The sequence below is a fragment of the Vibrio fluminensis genome, assembly GCF_015278125.1.
GTDB classification, from domain to species: Bacteria; Pseudomonadota; Gammaproteobacteria; order Enterobacterales; family Vibrionaceae; genus Vibrio; species Vibrio fluminensis.
On record NZ_JADILO010000027.1, the window covers coordinates 1 to 18196 of the forward strand.

The following is an 18196-nucleotide window of genomic DNA, read 5'->3' on the forward strand; positions in this document are numbered from 1 at the left end:
ATGCGGGATGCGGGATGCGGGATGCGGGATGCGGGATGCGGGATGCGGGATGCGGGATGCGGGATGCGGGATGCGGGATGCGGGATGCGGGATGCGGGATGCGGGATGCGGGATGCGGGATGCGGGATATTTTGTTTTTTTGGGGACAAGCATTGTCAACTGTTGAATCAACTTCCAAACTCTCATCCTATTTTCCCACTAGATTGCAATGCCCTTCGGCAAAACTAGCGTTTTCGCAAACGGGGGAACACCGCCATGAAATACCAGAACTTAGACGTATGGAAATTAAGCTTTGCATTGTGTAAAGAAACCTACCTGCAATTTCGATTCACCAATGACTACGCTTTTCGCGATCAAATTCGCCGGTCAGCATTATCCATTCCCAGCAATATCGCGGAGGGTGTTGAAAGGTATAGCGATAAAGAAACCGCGTATTTTTTTAACGTTGCGAAAGGTTCAACTGGAGAACTTAAAACACAGTTGATGATGGCAAAAGAGCTCAATTACATACCTCAATCAGATTGTGACTTACTTTGCGAGCAATGTGAGCGAATAAGTAAAATGCTGTTTAGCCTAATCCGCAAACATCGTAGGTTTACAGCTTAAGTCCAAAGCTTAACAACAAACATCCATTGCTCCGTAGCGCTAGCGTCCTGTAAGCGAAGCGTCCGTAAGCGAAGCGTCCGTAAGCGAAGCGTCCGTAAGCGAAGCGTCCGTAAGCGAAGCGTCCGTAAGCGAAGCGTCCGTAAGCGAAGCGTCCGTAAGCGAAGCGCTCCAAAAAAACGCCCCGTCGAGAGACGAGGCGTTTTTTGCAATCTAAAAGATTACTTCGCAACCATCACCATTGCTGGGCGGATCACGCGACCGTTAAGCTCGTAACCTTTCTGCATTACAAACATAACTGTGTTTGACTCATGGTCAGCGCTTTCTTGAATCGACATCGCTTGGTGGAATTCAGGGTTGAATGCTTCACCTTCAGGATTAATTTCTTTCAAGCCGAACTTCGCTACTGCGTCTGCGAAAGTTTTGTGCGTCAGTTCTACGCCTTCAAGTAGTGGCTTAACTGCTTCGTTTTCACCATCAGCGGCTGCGATAGCGCGCTCTAGGTTATCGATTACTGGCAGTAGCTCTTCAGCAAACTTATTAAGCGCGTATTTACGCGCTTTGTCGATTTCAGTTTCAGTACGACGACGCATATTTTCTACTTCTGCTTTCGCACGTAGAACGCCATCTTGCTGATCTTTAATTTTTGCTTCGCTAGAAAGTAGAGCTGCTTCTAGTTGAGCGATCTTCGCTTCTTGCACGTCTAGCTCAGTCTCTTCGTTCCATTCGATATCAGCGTCTGTACCAACTGCTTCTACGTCAGACTCAACCGCTGTCTCTTGCTGTTGAAGCTCTTCTTCTTGGATCTTTTTCTCTTCGTTGCTCATGATATCTCCAGAATTCACGTATTTGTGCTGCCCGCGTGTCACGAATACACGCTATAAATACACAAAAATTCGCATATTTAGCTAACTTGCCATTATTATGGGGATGAAGATTATCGAATCAAGCCTAATTGTGCCGGAAAAGCCATGAAAAAAACTTTTGAAGTGATCGCCATCATCGGTAAACCTCGAGATCAACAAGCAATTCAAACTCATAGAGAGTTGTTTGATTGGTTAACTGCCGAGGGTTACAGCGTATATATTGACGATCGCTTAAACGACATTCTTAGTGATATCCCACAAGAACATTTTGCGAGCCTTATCCAACTTGGAAAAATTGCCGATTTAGCAATTGTCGTCGGTGGTGATGGCAACATGCTGGGCGCTGCGCGCGTGCTTTCACGATTCGATATCTCCGTTATTGGTGTAAATCGTGGCAACCTTGGGTTTCTCACCGATCTAAACCCAGAAGATTTCCAGACAGCACTTAAAGCGGTGTTGGACGGCGAATTTATCGAAGAAGAACGCTTCTTACTTGAAGCGGAAATTCATCGCCATAAACAAATCAAAAGCCACAATGCAGCACTAAACGAAGCGGTGCTCCACCCAGGACAAGTGGCACACATGATTGAATTTGAAGTTTATATCGATGATAGCTTCGCGTTTTCTCAACGCTCTGATGGTTTGATCATTTCAACCCCAACTGGTTCAACCGCTTATTCACTCTCTGGGGGCGGTCCAATTTTATCCCCAAGCTTAAACGCCATTTCGCTGGTACCAATGTTCCCGCATACGCTATCAAGCCGCCCACTGGTGGTTGATAGCAAACGCCGCATTAAACTCGTGGTCTCACCAGACAACCGTGGCACGCAAGAGGTTAGCTGTGACGGACAAGTTTCACTGCCGGTGTCACCGGGTGATGAGATCCATATTTACCAAAGCCCAAATGTGCTAAAGCTGATCCACCCGAAAGACTACAGCTACTACCATGTACTGCGTAATAAGCTGGGTTGGTCGAGTAAGCTGTTCTGATAACGGAACGCCAAGACAAGCTTGGCTACGGATTACGGATTACGGATTACGGATTACGGATTACGGAACGTAAAGCTTGCGCTTTACTTACGGACAAGAGCGAAGCTTTGGGCTTCGCTTTTTTGATTTATATATCCGAATACATATCTTTCCATGAAGGATTCACTTGTTCGATCAAATTGTTCTTCCATGCACGCTTCCAGTTTTTTATTTGCTTTTCACGAGCTATAGCATCTCTTATATCACTGAAAAGTTCGAAATATACCAATCTGTTAATTCGATAGCGCTTGGTAAACCCTTCACAAACACCGCTCTTATGCTGCCATACTCGCGCTTTTAAATTTGTCGTTACCCCAACGTATATTGCTCGTTTTGTATGATTAGATAGGATGTAAACCGCTGGTTGTTTCATCGATATTTTAATGGCATAGAATTTAAGACTTAATCTGCCACGGTAAGCTAATACAGTCGCATTGAAATAGTATGAAGCCCGAGGAATTCTTTCACACTTCAGCGTTGTCATTCTCGAGAGGGAAGAACAACCGAGTTAGGAATCTCGCTTTTAAACGAAAAACACTAGATTCCTTGCTCGCGCTTAGGCGCTCCATGGAATAACAAAAATAAAAGTTAGTCATTCCCGAGAGGGAGGAACGACCGAATTGGGAATCTCGCTTTTAAACCACAAAAACAAGATTCCCTGCTCGCGCTGCGCACTCCATGGAATGACAAAAATAAAAGTTAGTCATTCCCGAGAGGGAGGAACGACCGAATTGGGAATCTCGCTTTTAAACCACAAAAACAAGATTCCCTGCTCGCGCTGCGCACTCCATGGAATGACAAAAGTAAAAGTTAGTCATTCCCGAGAGGGAGGAACGACCGAGTTGGGAATCTCGCTTTTAAAACAACAAAAACAAGATTCCCTGCTCGCGCTGCGCACTCCATGGAATGACAAAAGTAAAAGTTAGTCATTCCCGAGAGGGAGGAACGACCGAGTTGGGAATCTCGCTTTTAAACCACAAAAACAAGATTCCCTGCTCGCGCTGCGCACTCCATGGAATGACAAAAATAAAAGTTAGTCATTCCCAAGAGGGAGGAACGACCGAGTTGGGAATCTCGCTTTTAAGCCACAAAAATAAGCTCCCCTGCTCACGCTTGCGCGCTCCATGGAATGACAAAAATAAAAGTTAGTCATTCCCGAGAGGGAGGAACGACCGAATTGGGAATCTCGCTTTTAAACCACAAAAACAAGATTCCCTGCTCGCGCTGCGCGCTCCATGGAATGACAAAAATAAAAGTTAGTCATTCCCGAGAGGGAGGAACGACCGAGTTGGGAATCTCGCTTTTAAACCACAAAAGTAAGCTACCCTGCTCACGCTTGCGCGCTCCATGGAATGACATCAACAAAGCAACGATTAACGTTCACCCAAGACTTCAAAGTCATCGCTGGCTAGACGGGCTTTGCCGTCGGCTTCTAGTTGCCATACTTCTTTGTGCACCACTCCGAAGGCTTGGTTCATGGTCCACTTAGCAGACAGAATAAATGCATCGTCACCATGAGGTTGCCACTCTACTTCGGTGTAATCGACATCTTTAAATCCTTTATCCATGATGCCTTGCCAAAAAGCTTGGATCGCTTCGCGCCCAGTAAACTCACCAAATGGTCGAGCGTGCATAGTGCAACTCTCTTGATACTGAGCCGCGCAGCCTTTTGCATCTTGTTGATTAAACGCTGTTTGCCACGCTTTAATGCCTTGTTTGCACGCCGCTAACACTACATTTTGCTCGGTAGTATTCACTGTCATATCCATTTCTCATTAATAATTTTGATACCCCAAGTGTAGGCAGATTAATTACAATGAAATACAAAGGTAATAGAAAACACTGTTTAGAAAAAGAGAACAATAATGACTAGACTGAGACAAATGTCGATCTTCGCTCATATAGTGGAACAAGGTTCCGTTTCCGCTGCAGCAGATAAACTCGAACTCTCCAAATCAGTCGTCAGTCAGCATCTCAAAGCCCTTGAACATGAACTCGGCGTAACGTTATTAAAGCGCACGACACGCCGCCAAGCTCTGACTGAACTGGGTGAACAGTTCTACCTGAGTTGTAAAAACATCAACACCATTGCCGATCAAGCGTGGGATAGCACACGCCAACACCAAGCCGAACCAGCGGGAAGAATCCGCATTACCGCACCACACGCACTCATGGATACACTCGTCGCTCCGGTGATCGCAGAGCTCATCAAACAGTACCCGAAACTGCGCCCTGAACTGATTAACGACGATCAACGACTCGACTTCATGCAGCACGACATCGACCTTGCTATTCGAGTTGGTAACTCACCCGACAGCACGCTCAAACAAAAACGTCTTGGACAGTTTCGTGATGTGTTATGTGGCAACGCCACTTTGATCGGCAAACCGTTGGAAGATTTGGCTTATATCGCCAACTCTTGGCAAGGACAACAATACAAACACCAATTTCAAGCCACTTCGGGTGATGTACCTCCATTTACTAGCAACGCGACCTGCATGACAAATTCGTTTCATAGCTGCCTTGCGCTGATCCGTGCAGGTGCTGGCATTGGCCTAATTCCTGACTTTTATCTCGTACACACATCGACAGAAATCGTCAATCTCACCCCACAATGGACACTGCCGACCAACACAGTATTCGCCCTCACCGCATTCAACGCACACCCACCGATAGCGGTGCAAAAAAGCATAGAAATGTTAGCAAAACGTTTATCAAACTAAGTCAGTCAAACTGAGCCGCTGCATTATTTTTGCCATACATAGCAATCACTTAGATCACGGCCCTTTGCTTATTTCCTCTACAAAACAGCCAAGAAATAAGCAACGCATGTAAATTAACTTTGATTTTCCTCCACTTTCCTCACAATTTTTTGGTTACCTGTATTTACTGTATAAAGAAACAGTATATACTGAGTCTATATACAGTATTGTTCATTTAAACAGGTAATAAAAATGCTGGCTCATTTAAGTGTTAATAATTTCGCTATTGTTAAATCTTTGCAGCTAGAACTTTCTAAAGGCATGACCACCATTACAGGTGAAACTGGTGCAGGTAAATCCATTGCGATTGACGCGTTAGGGTTGTGTTTAGGCGGCCGCGCTGAAGCTTCAATGGTGCGTCAAGGTGAGGAAAAAACCGAAGTAAGTGCGGCTTTTTCACTGGAGAATAACCTCCACGCCACCCGCTGGTTAGAAGATAATGAACTGTTAGATAGCAATGACTGCATCTTGCGTCGCACCATCACCAAAGATGGCCGCTCACGCGCCTTTATTAACGGTAGCCCTGTTCCCCTTTCTCAACTTAAATCTTTAGGGCAACTGCTGATTAATATCCACGGTCAACACGCTCATCATCAGTTGATGAAAAGTGAATACCAACTGGCGATGCTCGATCAATACGCCGGACACCTAAACTTGCTAAAAAGTACCCGCAACGCTTACCAAACATGGCGTCAAGCGGACAACAACCTAAAACAGCTACGCGAAAATAGCGCACAAAATCAAGCTCAGAAACAGCTGTTGGAATACCAAATCAAAGAACTTAATGAACTTTCACTTGGTGAGGAAGAGTATGAAGAACTCGAACAAGAGCACAAACGCTTGTCCAATAGCGGAGAACTTGCCTCAACTTGCCAACAAGCCATCGAGCTTATTTATGAAGGTGAAGAAGTTAATGCGCTTGGTATTTTGCAATCAGCCAATCACTCCTTAATTCAGCTTGCTGAACTGGATGAAAAACTGGCTGAACTGCCAAATATGCTGGCAGAAGCCATCATTCAAGTGGAAGAAGCCAACAGTGAGCTGCGTAACTACCTTGATAACATCGATGTTGATCCTGCACGCATGTCCTTTGTGGAAGAGCGTTTCTCAAAAGTAATGTCGATGTCGCGTAAACACCACGTGTTGCCAGAAGAGCTATACCAACACCATCAAGACTTATTAGCGCAAATTGAACAGCTTGATTGCTCAGATGAAAAGCTTGATGAGCTTGCCCAAGACGTCGAAACCAAATACCAAGCATTTTTATCTAGCGCGGAAAAACTGCATAAATCTCGTTGTCGTTACGCCAAAGAGCTCAACAAGCTCATCACCGAAAGCATGCATGAGCTGAGCATGGAAAAAGCGCAGTTTAGTATCGAGGTAAGTAACCAAGGTACGCATCCATCGCCACTAGGTTTGGACAGCGTATGTTTTGTGGTTTCAACCAACCCTGGCCAACCAATGCAGCCAATCGCCAAAGTGGCTTCTGGTGGTGAGCTATCCCGTATTTCACTGGCGATCCAAGTGATCACCGCACAGAAAGTTGATACCCCTAGCCTGATCTTCGATGAGGTGGACGTAGGTATCAGTGGCCCAACAGCGGCGGTAGTTGGAAAAATGCTGCGTAAACTTGGCGAGTCTACCCAAGTGCTGTGTGTAACGCATCTACCTCAAGTAGCAGGTTGTGGGCACCAACAGTTATTTGTCGCTAAGCAAACCAAAGCAGGCAAAACAGAAACGCAGATGAATCAACTGGCAGAAGAACAACGCGTAGCGGAGCTGGCACGCCTACTAGGGGGTAGTCAAATCACGGAATCGACTCTAGCAAATGCTCGCGAACTGCTTATCGCTGCGTAACCACAAATTTTTGCCCGATTTGTGTCGTGACTTTGCAACCTAATTCAAAAATCATGGTCTGAAGTAATTCAAAACAAGATGAGCTTTTTACATTAGGGGCAAGCTTGTTTATTATCAGCCCAGATAAACAAATGGATAGTTACAAGAATTTGAGTATGCAATTTAAAAAGTGGCTAATCGCACTACCACTCGCTATGACAATGCTAACGGGTTGCTCACTGTTGGAAAAATTGGTGTATCGCATTGATATTAACCAAGGCAACTACATCGAGCAGAAAGCGGTAGATAAGTTAAAGTTTGGTATGAGCAAGGAGCAAGTGCGCTTTGTAATGGGCTCACCAATGCTAGTTGAAAATGGGTTCCCAAATACTTGGTATTACATCTACTCCCATACTGAAGGTCATAAACCGTCGATTCAACGTGACCTGATCGTGAGCTTTGATGATCAAGATCGCCTAGTAGAAGTCACTGGTGATTACCCAATCAGTGAATCTTTCTACGAAAGCATTAATTAATACCAATCAGAATTCAAAACATTAAAAAGGCTCGCAACTGCGAGCCTTTGTTTTTCTCTGCGCCTAATCGTGCTTAATCGGTTTTACGCTGAGGGCTTGGTTTACCACCGGTTACCGGATCAGCTGCGCCAGCGGCTTTTGCTTGCTCGGCACGTTTACGACGAATCTCTTTTGGATCGGCCAATAGCGGGCGATAAATTTCAATGCGATCGCCGTCGCGCACTGTGGCGTCTAAACGCACATTACGGCTATATACGCCAACTTTGTTCTCTTTCAGGTCAATCTCTGGGTACAACTCAAGTACACCCGATTGTGCAATGATCTCTTCAACCGTCATCGCTTTATTTACTACTAGAGTAAACACACGTTGCTCGTGTGGCAGTGCGAACACTACCTCAACATGAATCATATCCGACTCAATACTCATAACACTCGTACACCTGTTTCGCACGCTTAGTGAAAGCATTCACCATATTACCGGTCAGCTCATTAAAAATTTTGCCGAAAGCCATTTCAATCATCTTGCTGGAAAACTCAAATTCCAGTTTTAGCTCAACTTTACACGCTTGTTCATCAAGGGCAGTAAAGAACCAGCCACCTTTAAGGGTTTTAAATGGGCCATCCACTAGGCTCATCAAAATAGCCTCACCAGCCACAAGCTCATTGGAGGTTGTGAAAGTTTTGCTGATCCCTGCTTTAGAGACATCTACCGAAGCAACCATACCCGACGCGCTCGCTTCAAGGACGCGTGAACCTGAACAACCAGGCAAGAACTCTGGGTAACTGGCTACATCATTAACTAGATCAAACATCTGCTCGGCACTAAATGACACCAACGCAGAACGAGTGACTTGCTTCATATATTCTCCTACTTCAGAACGATCTAAGCGTTAAGCTCTATGCAATTTTACTTTTATTTGCCTTCAGCGCAAATAAAGGGATTTGCTAACCCATCAGTGCACCGTATAATGTCGCCATTATGGCAAAGAAAAATTCAAAACAAAAAGCGGGTAGCAATACTATCGCGCTTAACAAGAAAGCTCGCCACGAATACTTCATTGACGATGAAATAGAAGCTGGCTTGGAGCTACAAGGCTGGGAAGTGAAAGCCCTACGCCAAGGCAAAGCCAATATCGCAGAAAGCTATGTGTTTATGCGTGACGGAGAAGCCTTTATCAGCGGCATGACGATCACTCCTCTTAATCAAGCATCGACCCACGTTGTCGCAAACCCGACACGCGTGCGTAAACTACTAATGAGCCGTCGCGAACTCGACAACTTGTTTGGTCGAATTAACCGCGAAGGTATGACACTAGCTGCGCTATCACTATACTGGTCTCGCTCATGGGTGAAGATTAAGATTGGTGTAGCGAAAGGTAAGAAACTGCACGATAAACGTACTGATCTTAAAGAAAAAGATTGGGCTCGTGAAAAAGCGCGCGTAATGAAGAGCGGATTGCGCTAATCTTGACCACTTAAGAGGTAGAGTACTAGACAGGCCTAGCTTTTCTGGTACTATGCTTCCAACACTTGGGGCTGATTTAGGATTCGACGGGAATTCAGAAGTCTGAGGTGCATGCCGAGGTGCGGTAGGCCTCGTTAACAAACCGCAAAAAAATAGTCGCAAACGACGAAAACTACGCACTAGCAGCTTAATAACCTGCTCAGAGCTCTCTCGCCCTAGCTTCCGCACGTAAGACGGGGACCAACGAGGGATCAAACCCAAACGCGCTAGTCCGGATTCTCCCGCCTGAGAGATGAACGACGAATTATAATTCAGGATAGCCATCAGCTAGCGTGTCGGTTCGCAGGTCGGTGGTGAAATTAAAGATCGACTAAGCATGTAGTACCAATGATGAAAGGTTTTCGGACGCGGGTTCAACTCCCGCCAGCTCCACCAAACGTTTGGAAAGGGCCAACTCGAAAGAGTTGGCCCTTTTTGTATTTGTCGTAATTTCAAGTAGATAACGACTAACTAATGTATATCCATCTACGACCCTATACAGGGTTTACCACCTACCCAAATCCCTTAGTAACACGTTTGGTAACACGCCTTAAAGAAATACACTCGTGTTACCAATACATTTATCGCCTATCCATCCCCCCTCTAATCACGGCTAAATTTTTTTGTTTAAACGACCAGAAATTTGCGTCATGGAAATAATCAAAAGAAGACATAACCACTTGTTGCATATTTTAGTTCCATGCCACACTGCTATCAAAGTTTGTTTGAATAACAAAAAGTTAGCGGTACTGACAAGCATGAGCACACATACTATTGAACAGCTAGAAATAGGCGATAAATTAACCAATCAACAACTCTGCGATATCTTTGGCTGTAGCCCTCAAGGTGGTATGCGCAAATCCAACTCTACGAACACATTAGTTCTAGTATCTAATCACATTGAATCTATCTATGAAGACAGATGGGATAATGATGTTCTTCATTACACTGGAATGGGAACAACTGGCCATCAAAGCCTAAATTTCGCGCAGAATAAAACTTTACATCAATCGAATAGCAATGGTGTGGGGCTTCACTTATTTGAAGTCTTTAAAGACAAGCAATATACCTATGCTGGACAAGTCATTTTGTGCTCTGAACCGTACACTGAAATCCAACCGGATCGCGAAGGACAAGAGCGTACAGTCTATGTTTTTCCCTTAACATTAAAATCCTCACGCCGGTATATAACAGCAGAAGACCGACAACACACTTACCAAGTAAAAGAAAACAAAGCTAAAAAGCTCAATGATCAAGAGATTGCGCTTCGAGTTGAACACTCAACAAGAAAGCCAAGTAAAACCAGAGTGAAAACCAACGTATATGAAAGAAACGTCTGGGTCGCTGAGTTTGCCAAAAGGCTAGCAAAAGGAAATTGCCAATTATGCTTACAGCCAGCACCTTTCAATGACAAAAAAGGCACGGCGTATCTAGAAACACATCATATTATTTGGCTATCTCAAGGTGGTGAAGATACGCCTGAAAATACTGTTGCCTTATGCCCTAACTGCCATCGAAAAATGCATATCGTCGATGACAACAGAGATATCGAGCTTCTAACTCAGCGCGCTAAACATCAAATCGAAACGTTTTTTAATCAAGAAAAGGCGCAGTAATACTTCATCTACCTCAACTCATAACATTAGAATCTGTGGCAAAATCAGCTTTGATTAGTAATCTCTGCGATTACGCTATTTTATACGTTCAGAGGAAATTCACATGACAGTGGTATGTGAAACAGAAAGGCTGATTGTCCGTCATTTTGAGTTGAGCGACGCCGAGTTTATTGTGCGCTTACTGAATCAAGATTCGTTTATTCGCTACATCGCGGATAAGAATGTGCGCACAGAAGAAGACGCAATCAATTACCTAAAACAAGGTCCGATGGCGAGCTACGCCAAGTATGGCTTTGGTCTTAGCTTGGTGGTACTCAAGCTGTGCCAGACGCCAATTGGTATGTGTGGCGTGCTAAAAAGAGATGAGTTGGAACACCCTGATTTGGGCTATGCGTTTTTAGATGAGTTTGCAGGCAAAGGCTACGCCAGTGAAGCGGCTAAACAAGTATTGACGAGCACGATGAGCGCGTGTCAATTGGATACCGTGCTTGCGGTTACCCTGCCAGACAATTTGAGATCGAATAAACTGCTTAAAGCGGTTGGGTTCGAGTTCAAACAGCCCATGGAACTCTATGACATGCTCAATAACTTGTACCAATACCAACGTTAAGTGGTGAGTTATCTATTCTGCCAAGTCCTGAGTAAATACTTGGCAGATTATATTGCTGATCCTAAATCAGATACCTTGGGTTTGCCCGCAACCACTCAATTACCGCTTGATTAAACTTCACCAACTTTGAGGGCGTGATTCGACGCTGGGCGTAAATCAAACTGAGCTTATGAGATTTCACCGACCACTCTGGCAACACCTCCACCAGCTCGCCTCGATTGATCATATTCTCTGCGTGCATAAACGGCACGCAAGCAAGCCCCATCCCTTGCTGCGCTAAAGACAAAATCGCCGTATAGGTATTGGCGCGAATATTACCAATCACCTGCTTGAATAGCGTTTCATCCTCCCGCACCAATTGCAGATGATTCCAGCGCTCGTTTTGGCTATTGAGAATAAATCGCTGCTGTTCGAGATTGTCTATCGTAATTTCCGCGACAGAATCTAAGTAGGCAGGCGCCGCCACCAACACATTGCGCATATAGCCGAGATCTTTCGCCACCACATCATCTGGCAGCGCGTCAAAGGCACGAATCGCCACATCAAACTCACCTAGCTCAATACGCTTTTTTCCGGGACCGAAATCGCAAATCACCTCGACTTTGGGGTTTTGTTGGCAATAGTTGGGAATCACCCTTTGGCACAGTGAACGACCAAATTCTAATGGTGCAGTAATACGTAGCTCGCCGCTGATCTCCTGCGCCATATCTCGCACACGCATTTCCGCCTCGGTGGCTAATAGCTGGATCTGTTGCGCGCGGGTCAGTAAATCACGCCCTGACTCCGTCAAACTAATCGAGCGCGTGGTGCGATGGAACAGCTTACTGTTTAGTGAGCTTTCTAATCGCTGAATATGGCGCGACACCAAACCTTTGGAAACATCCAGTTCCTCTGCGGCCTTGGTAAAGCTGCCTTCTTGCGCCACGGTCAAAAAAGTTTGTAGATAGGTGAGATTCATGATTAACACCATTTAGTAAACAGTGCGCTCATTTTGTGTGGTTTTTCCGCAACACTCAAGGGAATAAGATACAAAACGTAAACACAACGGAGAGAAATTATGAAAATTTTAGTTATTGGCGCAGCAGGTACTATCGGTTCAGAAATCACTAAGGCTCTTACCCACAACCACCAAGTGATCACCGCAGGGAAAAACAGTGGTGATGTGCAAATCGATATCGCGGATGCCAATTCGGTCCAAGCGACGTTAGATAAAATTGGCAAAGTAGATGGCATCATTTGTGCGGCTGGCGATGTGGCTTTCAATACCTTTGAACAAATCAGTCGTGAAGAGTGGGACGCCGGTATTAATAGCCGCCTGATGGGACAAGTTAACCTCAGCCAGATTGCACTTCACTACTTAAATGACAACGGCAGTATTACTTTGACCAGTGGCATCATCGCCGATTACCCAATTGCTTATGGCGTCAGCGCAGCGACACTTAATGGCGCCCTTGAGCATTTTGTTACCGCAGTATCCCACGAACTGCCGCGTGGTATTCGCATTAATGCCGTTAGCCCAACCGTGGTCACTGAATCGCTGTCTATCTATGGTGACTATTTCCCTGGCTTTCACTCAATCGATGCCAAAGACGTGGCGCAGTTTTACCTTCGCAGTGCTCTTGGCATCGAGAATGGTAAAACCTTTAAAGCCTTTGCTGGCAACTAACCACATCGTAAACACTTACGATAGAACATCAATGCCAGTCACAGACTGGCATTGCTCTTTATTGGGGGGGATCTCTTTGCCCCCATGTCCTCTACTGAGTAACTTGTGTTCCCTAATGAGCGACTTGGCTTAGTTGACGATGTGAGGCTTTGCTCTGCCACTTAGAAAATGCCAATGCGGCAATAAACAGTGCAGATTGAATTAAGATAATGCATGAACTGGTGGCACCATCAATGTGGTAACTCACCACTACCCCAGCGAAAGTGCTGAGCAGCGAAACAATACACGCGGTAAACATCATCCAACCAAACTGCTTGGTCAGCATCATGGCAATGATGCCCGGCCCTATCAGCATCGCCACAACCATGATCACACCAACAATCTGAATTGAGGCCACAATCGCCAATGCCATCAACGTGAGTAAACCATAATGCAGCAGTTTTACGTTTAACCCTGCAACTTTAGCGTGGCTTTTATCAAAGCAATACAGCATAAAATCTTTGTATTTTACCGTCAGCACCAAAGTCACGATGACTGAAGTGATGATGATTTGCCACATATCGGCGCTCGATACACCAAGCATGTTGCCAAACAGAATATGAGTCAGGTGATGCTCGGTTTCAATTTTGGCAAACAGCACGATGCCAAGAGCGAAAAGCGCTGAGAATACAATTCCCATCACCGTATCTTCCTTAATACGACTATTATCTTTGACGTAACCGGTTAGCAAGGCACAGCCGAGCCCGGAGACAAATGCCCCTACACCTAAGGGCAGAGCCAGCACGTAGGCGAGAATCACCCCCGGCAACACCGCATGAGAAACCGCATCGCCCATCAGTGCCCAGCCTTTGAGAACTAAATAGCAAGAGAGTACCGCACATACAATCGCTACCGCTGCGCCAGCGAACAGCGCATTTTGCATAAAGCTAAAGCTCAGTGGCTCAATGAAATATTCAAACATCACGCTCTCTCCATTGCTTGGTTTGTGCAGTTCTCAACTGAATGGAATAGCGCGTCTTGAGCAAGCCATATTTAGGCGCAAATAGAAACGCGACAATAAACAGCGCGGCTTGGGTAAGAACAATCAAACCACCGGTTACGCCATCGAGGTAGTAGCTCAAATAGGTACCAAATAGTGCTGAGACCACACCGATAACCGTCGCAAGGGTTAACATCATCCCAAACCGATCGGTCAATAGATAAGCGGTCGCGCCCGGAATAATCACTAAAGCAATCACCAATACCGCACCCACTAGTTGCAATGAGGCGACCGTGCAAGCGCTGAGCAGAGCGAAAAACAGTACTTTGAGTTTACCGGCCGATAGTCCAACTGAGGCGGCTTGGTTTTCATCAAAAAACAGCAGCATTAGGTCTTTCCAGATGAACAGCAAAATGGTTAACGAGACACAACCAATGATCAGCATCTGTTGTAAGTCACTACTATCAACAGCGAGGATGTTACCGAAGATAATGGTTTGCACATCCACAGAAGTCGGGTTAAGCGAAATCATCAACATACCCGCAGCAAAGAAGGTGGTAAAAACAAAACCTATGATGGCGTCTTCACGCAGTGAAGAGAGAGACTTAATAAAAAAAATACTGCCCGCAGCAAGAAAACCAGAAAAGAATGCGCCAACTGAAAATGGTAAGCCGAGTGCATACGCCCCCGCCACACCGGGCACCACGGCATGAGACAAGGCGTCGCCCATCAAAGACCAGCCTTTAAGCACTAAAAAAGCGGATAAAAACGCGCAGACGCCCCCCACCAGCGCGGCGGCGATCAGCGCATTGGTCATATACTGGTAGCCAAAAGGCTCGAGAAGCAAATCAAACATGATGAGAGCTCCCCGAATTTTTATCGCTCACTATCACCGCCTCTGACTTGGATTTTCCGTAGAACACGGCGGGTTTATCATGATCAGAGATGATCAACATATTGCGTTCGTCATCGTCTTTGTGCAGCGTTTTACCCGCAATATCAACTTGTTTTAGCACCCCACCAAAGGTGGCATGCAAGTTCTCTTGATTGAAAGTGGTTTCAATTGAGCCCGCGGCAATAATGGTGCGATTGATAAACAGTACTTGATTACAATAATCAGGCACGCTGCCTAAGTTATGCGTGGAAACGAGAATCAAATGCCCCTGCTCTTGTAGTTCTTTGAGCAAGGCCATGATTACGTTCTCGGTATTGAAATCCACGCCGGTAAAAGGTTCATCAAGCAGGATGATTTTGCTTTTTTGCGCCAAAGCACGAGCAAGAAAGACACGCTTTTTCTGCCCGCCAGACAATTCACCAATTTGACGACTGGCAAGATGAGCGATACCCATTTTCTCCATCGCTCCATCGACGGCATGATGGTCAGCTTTGCTTGGAATGCGTAAAAATCCCATGTAGCCATAGCGACCTTGCATCACCACATCACGGGTGAGTATCGGAAAATTCCAATCGATATCTTCGGTTTGGGGAACATACGCCACCAAGTTTTGTTTAAGCGCTTGTTTGACGTTTAAACCGGCTAATTGAATCGAACCGGAAGTTAAATCAACCAACCCCATAATGCCTTTAAACAGTGTCGATTTACCGCCACCATTGATTCCAACTAGGGCACAAATCGTGCCTTGTTCGAGTGAGAACGAGACATCATTAATTGCACTGTGTCCATTGCTATACACAACACCAACACCGTTTGCCACGATGCTCACTTGATTACTCATAAAGCAAATCCTTCAGCGATCGTTTCAGTTGTCACGCGGAGCAAGTCAAGGTAAGTCGGTACTGCACCATCAGCGGTCGTCAGTGAATCCACATATAAGACACCACCATAATTTGCATTGGTCTCTTTCGCGACTTGCTTAGCCGGTTTTGGCGAAATGGTACTTTCACTGAAAACCACTGGGATTTGATTATCACGAACTTTGTCGATCAGAGATTTTACTTGCTGAGGGGTACCTTGTTGATCAGCATTCATTGGCCATAAGAATGCCTCTTTAAAGCCGTAATCATGAGCTAAGTAACTAAACGCACCTTCGCTGGTCACAAGCCACTTACTGTCCACCGCGATATCAGAGAATGCCGCGCGATTTTTGGCATCCAGAGCCAAGATTTGCGACTTATATTGTTTGGCATTAGCGCGATAGACATCGGCGTTTTCCGGATCATGTTTAACCAATGCATCACGAATGTTGTCGACATAAATTAGCGCGTTGGAGGCTGACATCCATGCGTGTGGATTCGGCTTTCCTGTATAAGGCCCCGAATAGATAGAAATCGGTTTGATCCCCTCTGTCACTACAACAGATGGAACATCTTTGACGTTCTGAAAAAATTTCTCAAACCACAATTCGAGGTTCATGCCATTCCACACCACCAAGTCTGCTTTTTGTGCTTTGACTATGTCTTTGGGGGTGGGTTGATAACCATGGATCTCCGCGCCGGGTTTGGTAATAGACACAACTTCCGCAGCGTCACCCGCCACATTTTGTGCGATATCTTGAATCACAGTAAAAGTAGTCACTACCTTAAACTTCGCTAATGCTGGAAGACTAAAACTGCATAATGCGATGGCGGTAAAAAGCGAAGCTCTAAAATTCATTTTCATTTCATTCCCTGTGGTAAAAGTATCGATGACCACTTAATGATAATGGTTATCATTTACAAGTAAAGCGATATTTTACTTTGTTTTGCGACTTCTTTACTTAGTATCATCTCGAGATCAAACTTCTCTCTCCATGCATTTCCTCTCACGTACTGATAACATGCTGATTAAAAAGCGCGAATAAAATCAAATCGCCCTTGCCAAATGGCAGCTACAATTTCAAAAACGATTCAGAATTCACTTTCTGGGTACGATTAAGAACCTCATAAACTATAAAAACAGAGGATGATATTTTGCTGGAACATCATGTACGTAATTACATTGCAGCCAAACTCGCTGATGTAGGAATCAACAGTGATCCTTATGGCATTGAACTAACCAGCGTATTTGTTTTGTCCGTGTTGGCGATTGCTGTCATAAGCTACCTAATTGTCCACCACGTCATTGTTCGCTCGGTGAAAAACGTACTGCAAAAAACCAATAAACCGCTCAGTGAGAGCCTAGCCAAATACGACCTACTCGGGAAAATCTCTTTATTAATCCCTGTGATGATTCTCGATGTACTGATCCCAATCGCGGTTGGGCATTACAGCTTGCTGGCAGGTATTCTCGATCGCCTATTGGGTATATTGATTGTGCTGATGGTCACTTGGGTGGTGTTTGCTCTACTCGACGCCCTTAACGACATTGCCACCTTTAAAGGCATCACGCGTAAGATGCCAATCAAGAGCTTTGTCCAGCTGACGAAGCTGTTTACCTTCTTTGTCGGCCTGATAATCGCAGTTTCCATCCTTGCGAATGAATCACCGGTAATTTTCCTCTCTGGTTTAGGTGTCGCGACTGGCTTTGTAATGCTGGTGTTTAAAGACACAATTCTGGGTTTTGTCGCCGGTATTCAGCTCTCGGCTAACCAAATGATCAGCCTCAATGATTGGATTCAAATGGATGCTTACGGTGCCAATGGTACGGTAGAGGAGATCTCGTTAACCACCGTTAAAGTGAGAAACTTCGATAACACCATCAGCATGTTGCCAGCATACGCACTGGTGCAAAACGCCTTCATCAACTGGCAAGGGATGTCAGATTCAGGCGGCCGACGCATTAAACGTGCGGTGAATATTGATGTAACCTCGATTCGTTTTATGGACGATGAGGAAATTGAATCACTGAAGAAAATCCGCATTTTACGTCAGTATATCTATGAGAAATCTCGTGATATTGACGAGTACAATCAAGGTCTAGAAGTAGAAGATAGAGAGACAGGCAACCTGCGCCAAATGACCAATCTGGGGCTGTTCCGCGCTTACCTTAATGCTTATCTGCGCGCCAATAACGATATTCATCAATATATGTTGATTATGGTTCGACAGCTTGAGCCGACTCCTGAAGGTATTCCTCTACAGGTGTATGCGTTTTGTAATGATGTCGATTGGGCTACGTATGAAGGGGTTCAAGCGGATTTGTTCGATCATATCTACTCCGCGATGCCGATGTTTGGACTGCGTCCTTATCAAACCTTAACCAGTCACGATGCTCAACACATCAAGTTAAGCTAACCCCTCGCGAGTAAAA

The 18196-nt window shown here is 45.3% G+C and carries 22 protein-coding genes and 1 other RNA gene; 11 read left to right on the plus strand and 12 right to left on the minus strand.

Annotation, left to right across the window (positions count from 1 at the left end):
- Positions 1 to 186: hypothetical protein (locus IRQ95_RS22240; RefSeq protein ID WP_228481460.1), on the minus strand; the 186-nt coding region annotated here is incomplete at its 3' end.
- A gap of 69 nt (positions 187 to 255) precedes the next feature.
- Between IRQ95_RS22240 and IRQ95_RS16225 the strand changes: the two genes are divergently transcribed.
- A complete protein-coding gene (locus IRQ95_RS16225; RefSeq protein ID WP_194437901.1) occupies positions 256 to 606 on the plus strand; it encodes a four helix bundle protein in 351 nt (116 codons plus the stop codon).
- A gap of 39 nt (positions 607 to 645) precedes the next feature.
- On the opposite strand, the gene IRQ95_RS22450 is transcribed toward IRQ95_RS16225, so the two are convergent.
- The gene (locus tag IRQ95_RS22450; protein WP_194437948.1) at positions 646 to 816 is read right to left on the minus strand and encodes a pentapeptide repeat-containing protein; all 171 of its coding nucleotides are present in this window, start codon (positions 814 to 816) and stop codon (positions 646 to 648) included.
- 8 nt (positions 817 to 824) lie between these two features.
- Positions 825 to 1430 (minus strand): nucleotide exchange factor GrpE, encoded by a 606-nt coding sequence (grpE, locus tag IRQ95_RS16235; RefSeq protein ID WP_194437902.1) that lies wholly within the window; start codon positions 1428 to 1430, stop codon positions 825 to 827.
- A 144-nt stretch (positions 1431 to 1574) separates the two neighbouring features.
- Here grpE and nadK point away from each other — a divergent pair, with 144 nt between their 5' ends.
- Positions 1575 to 2459: an NAD(+) kinase gene (gene nadK, locus IRQ95_RS16240; RefSeq protein ID WP_194437903.1), complete on the plus strand. Its 885-nt coding sequence runs from the start codon at positions 1575 to 1577 to the stop codon at positions 2457 to 2459.
- Positions 2460 to 2586: 127 nt separating this feature from the next.
- On the opposite strand, the gene IRQ95_RS16245 is transcribed toward nadK, so the two are convergent.
- Together IRQ95_RS16245 and IRQ95_RS16250 are read right to left on the minus strand one after the other, a co-directional pair.
- Positions 2587 to 2982, minus strand: a complete 396-nt coding sequence (locus IRQ95_RS16245) for a GIY-YIG nuclease family protein (protein ID WP_348541624.1) — start codon at positions 2980 to 2982, stop codon at positions 2587 to 2589.
- 889 nt (positions 2983 to 3871) lie between these two features.
- Entirely contained in the window at positions 3872 to 4261 is a 390-nt protein-coding gene (locus IRQ95_RS16250; protein ID WP_194437905.1) for a YybH family protein, read from the minus strand.
- A 102-nt stretch (positions 4262 to 4363) separates the two neighbouring features.
- Between IRQ95_RS16250 and IRQ95_RS16255 the strand changes: the two genes are divergently transcribed.
- The 3 genes from IRQ95_RS16255 (at position 4364) to bamE (ending at position 7632) form a co-directional block, all read left to right on the plus strand.
- Positions 4364 to 5221, plus strand: coding sequence for a LysR family transcriptional regulator (locus IRQ95_RS16255; RefSeq protein ID WP_194437906.1), 858 nt, complete (start codon positions 4364 to 4366; stop codon positions 5219 to 5221).
- 231 nt (positions 5222 to 5452) lie between these two features.
- Positions 5453 to 7117: a DNA repair protein RecN gene (gene recN, locus IRQ95_RS16260; protein WP_194437907.1), complete on the plus strand. Its 1665-nt coding sequence runs from the start codon at positions 5453 to 5455 to the stop codon at positions 7115 to 7117.
- 155 nt (positions 7118 to 7272) lie between these two features.
- Positions 7273 to 7632 carry an outer membrane protein assembly factor BamE gene (bamE, locus tag IRQ95_RS16265; protein WP_194437908.1) on the plus strand — a complete coding sequence of 120 codons (360 nt, stop codon included), beginning with the start codon at positions 7273 to 7275 and terminating at the stop codon, positions 7630 to 7632.
- 73 nt (positions 7633 to 7705) lie between these two features.
- Here the strand turns inward: bamE and IRQ95_RS16270 are convergent, their stop codons facing one another.
- Together IRQ95_RS16270 and IRQ95_RS16275 are read right to left on the minus strand one after the other, a co-directional pair.
- Positions 7706 to 8059, minus strand: a complete 354-nt coding sequence (locus IRQ95_RS16270) for an RnfH family protein (RefSeq protein ID WP_194437909.1) — start codon at positions 8057 to 8059, stop codon at positions 7706 to 7708.
- On the minus strand, positions 8049 to 8492 hold the full coding sequence (locus IRQ95_RS16275) for an SRPBCC family protein (protein ID WP_194437910.1): 444 nt from the start codon (positions 8490 to 8492) through the stop codon (positions 8049 to 8051). Before IRQ95_RS16275 ends, IRQ95_RS16270 begins: the two co-directional genes overlap by 11 nt.
- Positions 8493 to 8611: 119 nt before the next feature.
- On the opposite strand from IRQ95_RS16275, the gene smpB reads away from it, so the two are divergent.
- From smpB to IRQ95_RS16295, 4 genes are all read left to right on the plus strand, one after another.
- Positions 8612 to 9097 carry an SsrA-binding protein SmpB gene (smpB, locus tag IRQ95_RS16280; RefSeq protein WP_075652281.1) on the plus strand — a complete coding sequence of 162 codons (486 nt, stop codon included), beginning with the start codon at positions 8612 to 8614 and terminating at the stop codon, positions 9095 to 9097.
- 67 nt (positions 9098 to 9164) lie between these two features.
- Positions 9165 to 9532, plus strand: a transfer-messenger RNA (tmRNA) gene (gene ssrA, locus IRQ95_RS16285).
- 254 nt (positions 9533 to 9786) lie between these two features.
- Positions 9787 to 10752 carry an HNH endonuclease gene (locus tag IRQ95_RS16290; RefSeq protein WP_228481461.1) on the plus strand — a complete coding sequence of 322 codons (966 nt, stop codon included), beginning with the start codon at positions 9787 to 9789 and terminating at the stop codon, positions 10750 to 10752.
- 103 nt (positions 10753 to 10855) lie between these two features.
- The gene (locus IRQ95_RS16295) at positions 10856 to 11362 is read left to right on the plus strand and encodes a GNAT family N-acetyltransferase (RefSeq protein WP_194437911.1); all 507 of its coding nucleotides are present in this window, start codon (positions 10856 to 10858) and stop codon (positions 11360 to 11362) included.
- A 61-nt stretch (positions 11363 to 11423) separates the two neighbouring features.
- Here the strand turns inward: IRQ95_RS16295 and IRQ95_RS16300 are convergent, their stop codons facing one another.
- Positions 11424 to 12320, minus strand: coding sequence for a LysR family transcriptional regulator (locus IRQ95_RS16300; protein ID WP_194437912.1), 897 nt, complete (start codon positions 12318 to 12320; stop codon positions 11424 to 11426).
- A 99-nt stretch (positions 12321 to 12419) separates the two neighbouring features.
- On the opposite strand from IRQ95_RS16300, the gene IRQ95_RS16305 reads away from it, so the two are divergent.
- Positions 12420 to 13028, plus strand: a complete 609-nt coding sequence (locus IRQ95_RS16305) for a short chain dehydrogenase (RefSeq protein WP_194437913.1) — start codon at positions 12420 to 12422, stop codon at positions 13026 to 13028.
- A gap of 112 nt (positions 13029 to 13140) precedes the next feature.
- Here IRQ95_RS16305 and IRQ95_RS16310 read toward each other — a convergent pair whose 3' ends face one another.
- From IRQ95_RS16310 to IRQ95_RS16325, 4 genes are read right to left on the minus strand one after another with little or no spacing between them, the layout of a single operon-like run.
- Positions 13141 to 13989, minus strand: a complete 849-nt coding sequence (locus IRQ95_RS16310; RefSeq protein ID WP_194437914.1) for a metal ABC transporter permease — start codon at positions 13987 to 13989, stop codon at positions 13141 to 13143.
- The gene (locus tag IRQ95_RS16315) at positions 13982 to 14863 is read right to left on the minus strand and encodes a metal ABC transporter permease (protein ID WP_194437915.1); all 882 of its coding nucleotides are present in this window, start codon (positions 14861 to 14863) and stop codon (positions 13982 to 13984) included. Before IRQ95_RS16315 ends, IRQ95_RS16310 begins: the two co-directional genes overlap by 8 nt.
- Entirely contained in the window at positions 14856 to 15743 is an 888-nt protein-coding gene (locus IRQ95_RS16320; RefSeq protein WP_194437916.1) for a metal ABC transporter ATP-binding protein, read from the minus strand. Before IRQ95_RS16320 ends, IRQ95_RS16315 begins: the two co-directional genes overlap by 8 nt.
- Positions 15740 to 16621 carry a metal ABC transporter substrate-binding protein gene (locus tag IRQ95_RS16325; protein WP_194437950.1) on the minus strand — a complete coding sequence of 294 codons (882 nt, stop codon included), beginning with the start codon at positions 16619 to 16621 and terminating at the stop codon, positions 15740 to 15742. The genes IRQ95_RS16320 and IRQ95_RS16325 overlap by 4 nt, the downstream gene beginning before the upstream one ends.
- Before the next feature lie 296 nt (positions 16622 to 16917).
- Between IRQ95_RS16325 and IRQ95_RS16330 the strand changes: the two genes are divergently transcribed.
- Complete coding sequence (locus IRQ95_RS16330; protein WP_194437917.1) at positions 16918 to 18180, plus strand: mechanosensitive ion channel family protein; 1263 nt, start codon at positions 16918 to 16920, stop codon at positions 18178 to 18180.
- Positions 18181 to 18196: the final 16 nt, after the last annotated feature.

Coding starts and splice junctions, on each gene's coding strand:
- IRQ95_RS16225 (WP_194437901.1), top strand. CDS start 256: ATGAAATACCAGAACTTAGACGTATGGAAATTAAGCTTTGCATTGTGT.
- grpE (WP_194437902.1), bottom strand. CDS start 1,430: ATGAGCAACGAAGAGAAAAAGATCCAAGAAGAAGAGCTTCAACAGCAA.
- nadK (WP_194437903.1), top strand. CDS start 1,575: ATGAAAAAAACTTTTGAAGTGATCGCCATCATCGGTAAACCTCGAGAT.
- IRQ95_RS16245 (WP_348541624.1), bottom strand. CDS start 2,982: ATGACAACGCTGAAGTGTGAAAGAATTCCTCGGGCTTCATACTATTTC.
- IRQ95_RS16250 (WP_194437905.1), bottom strand. CDS start 4,261: ATGACAGTGAATACTACCGAGCAAAATGTAGTGTTAGCGGCGTGCAAA.
- IRQ95_RS16255 (WP_194437906.1), top strand. CDS start 4,364: ATGACTAGACTGAGACAAATGTCGATCTTCGCTCATATAGTGGAACAA.
- recN (WP_194437907.1), top strand. CDS start 5,453: ATGCTGGCTCATTTAAGTGTTAATAATTTCGCTATTGTTAAATCTTTG.
- bamE (WP_194437908.1), top strand. CDS start 7,273: ATGCAATTTAAAAAGTGGCTAATCGCACTACCACTCGCTATGACAATG.
- IRQ95_RS16270 (WP_194437909.1), bottom strand. CDS start 8,059: ATGAGTATTGAGTCGGATATGATTCATGTTGAGGTAGTGTTCGCACTG.
- IRQ95_RS16275 (WP_194437910.1), bottom strand. CDS start 8,492: ATGAAGCAAGTCACTCGTTCTGCGTTGGTGTCATTTAGTGCCGAGCAG.
- smpB (WP_075652281.1), top strand. CDS start 8,612: ATGGCAAAGAAAAATTCAAAACAAAAAGCGGGTAGCAATACTATCGCG.
- IRQ95_RS16290 (WP_228481461.1), top strand. CDS start 9,787: ATGGAAATAATCAAAAGAAGACATAACCACTTGTTGCATATTTTAGTT.
- IRQ95_RS16295 (WP_194437911.1), top strand. CDS start 10,856: ATGACAGTGGTATGTGAAACAGAAAGGCTGATTGTCCGTCATTTTGAG.
- IRQ95_RS16300 (WP_194437912.1), bottom strand. CDS start 12,320: ATGAATCTCACCTATCTACAAACTTTTTTGACCGTGGCGCAAGAAGGC.
- IRQ95_RS16305 (WP_194437913.1), top strand. CDS start 12,420: ATGAAAATTTTAGTTATTGGCGCAGCAGGTACTATCGGTTCAGAAATC.
- IRQ95_RS16310 (WP_194437914.1), bottom strand. CDS start 13,989: ATGTTTGAATATTTCATTGAGCCACTGAGCTTTAGCTTTATGCAAAAT.
- IRQ95_RS16315 (WP_194437915.1), bottom strand. CDS start 14,863: ATGTTTGATTTGCTTCTCGAGCCTTTTGGCTACCAGTATATGACCAAT.
- IRQ95_RS16320 (WP_194437916.1), bottom strand. CDS start 15,743: ATGAGTAATCAAGTGAGCATCGTGGCAAACGGTGTTGGTGTTGTGTAT.
- IRQ95_RS16325 (WP_194437950.1), bottom strand. CDS start 16,621: ATGAATTTTAGAGCTTCGCTTTTTACCGCCATCGCATTATGCAGTTTT.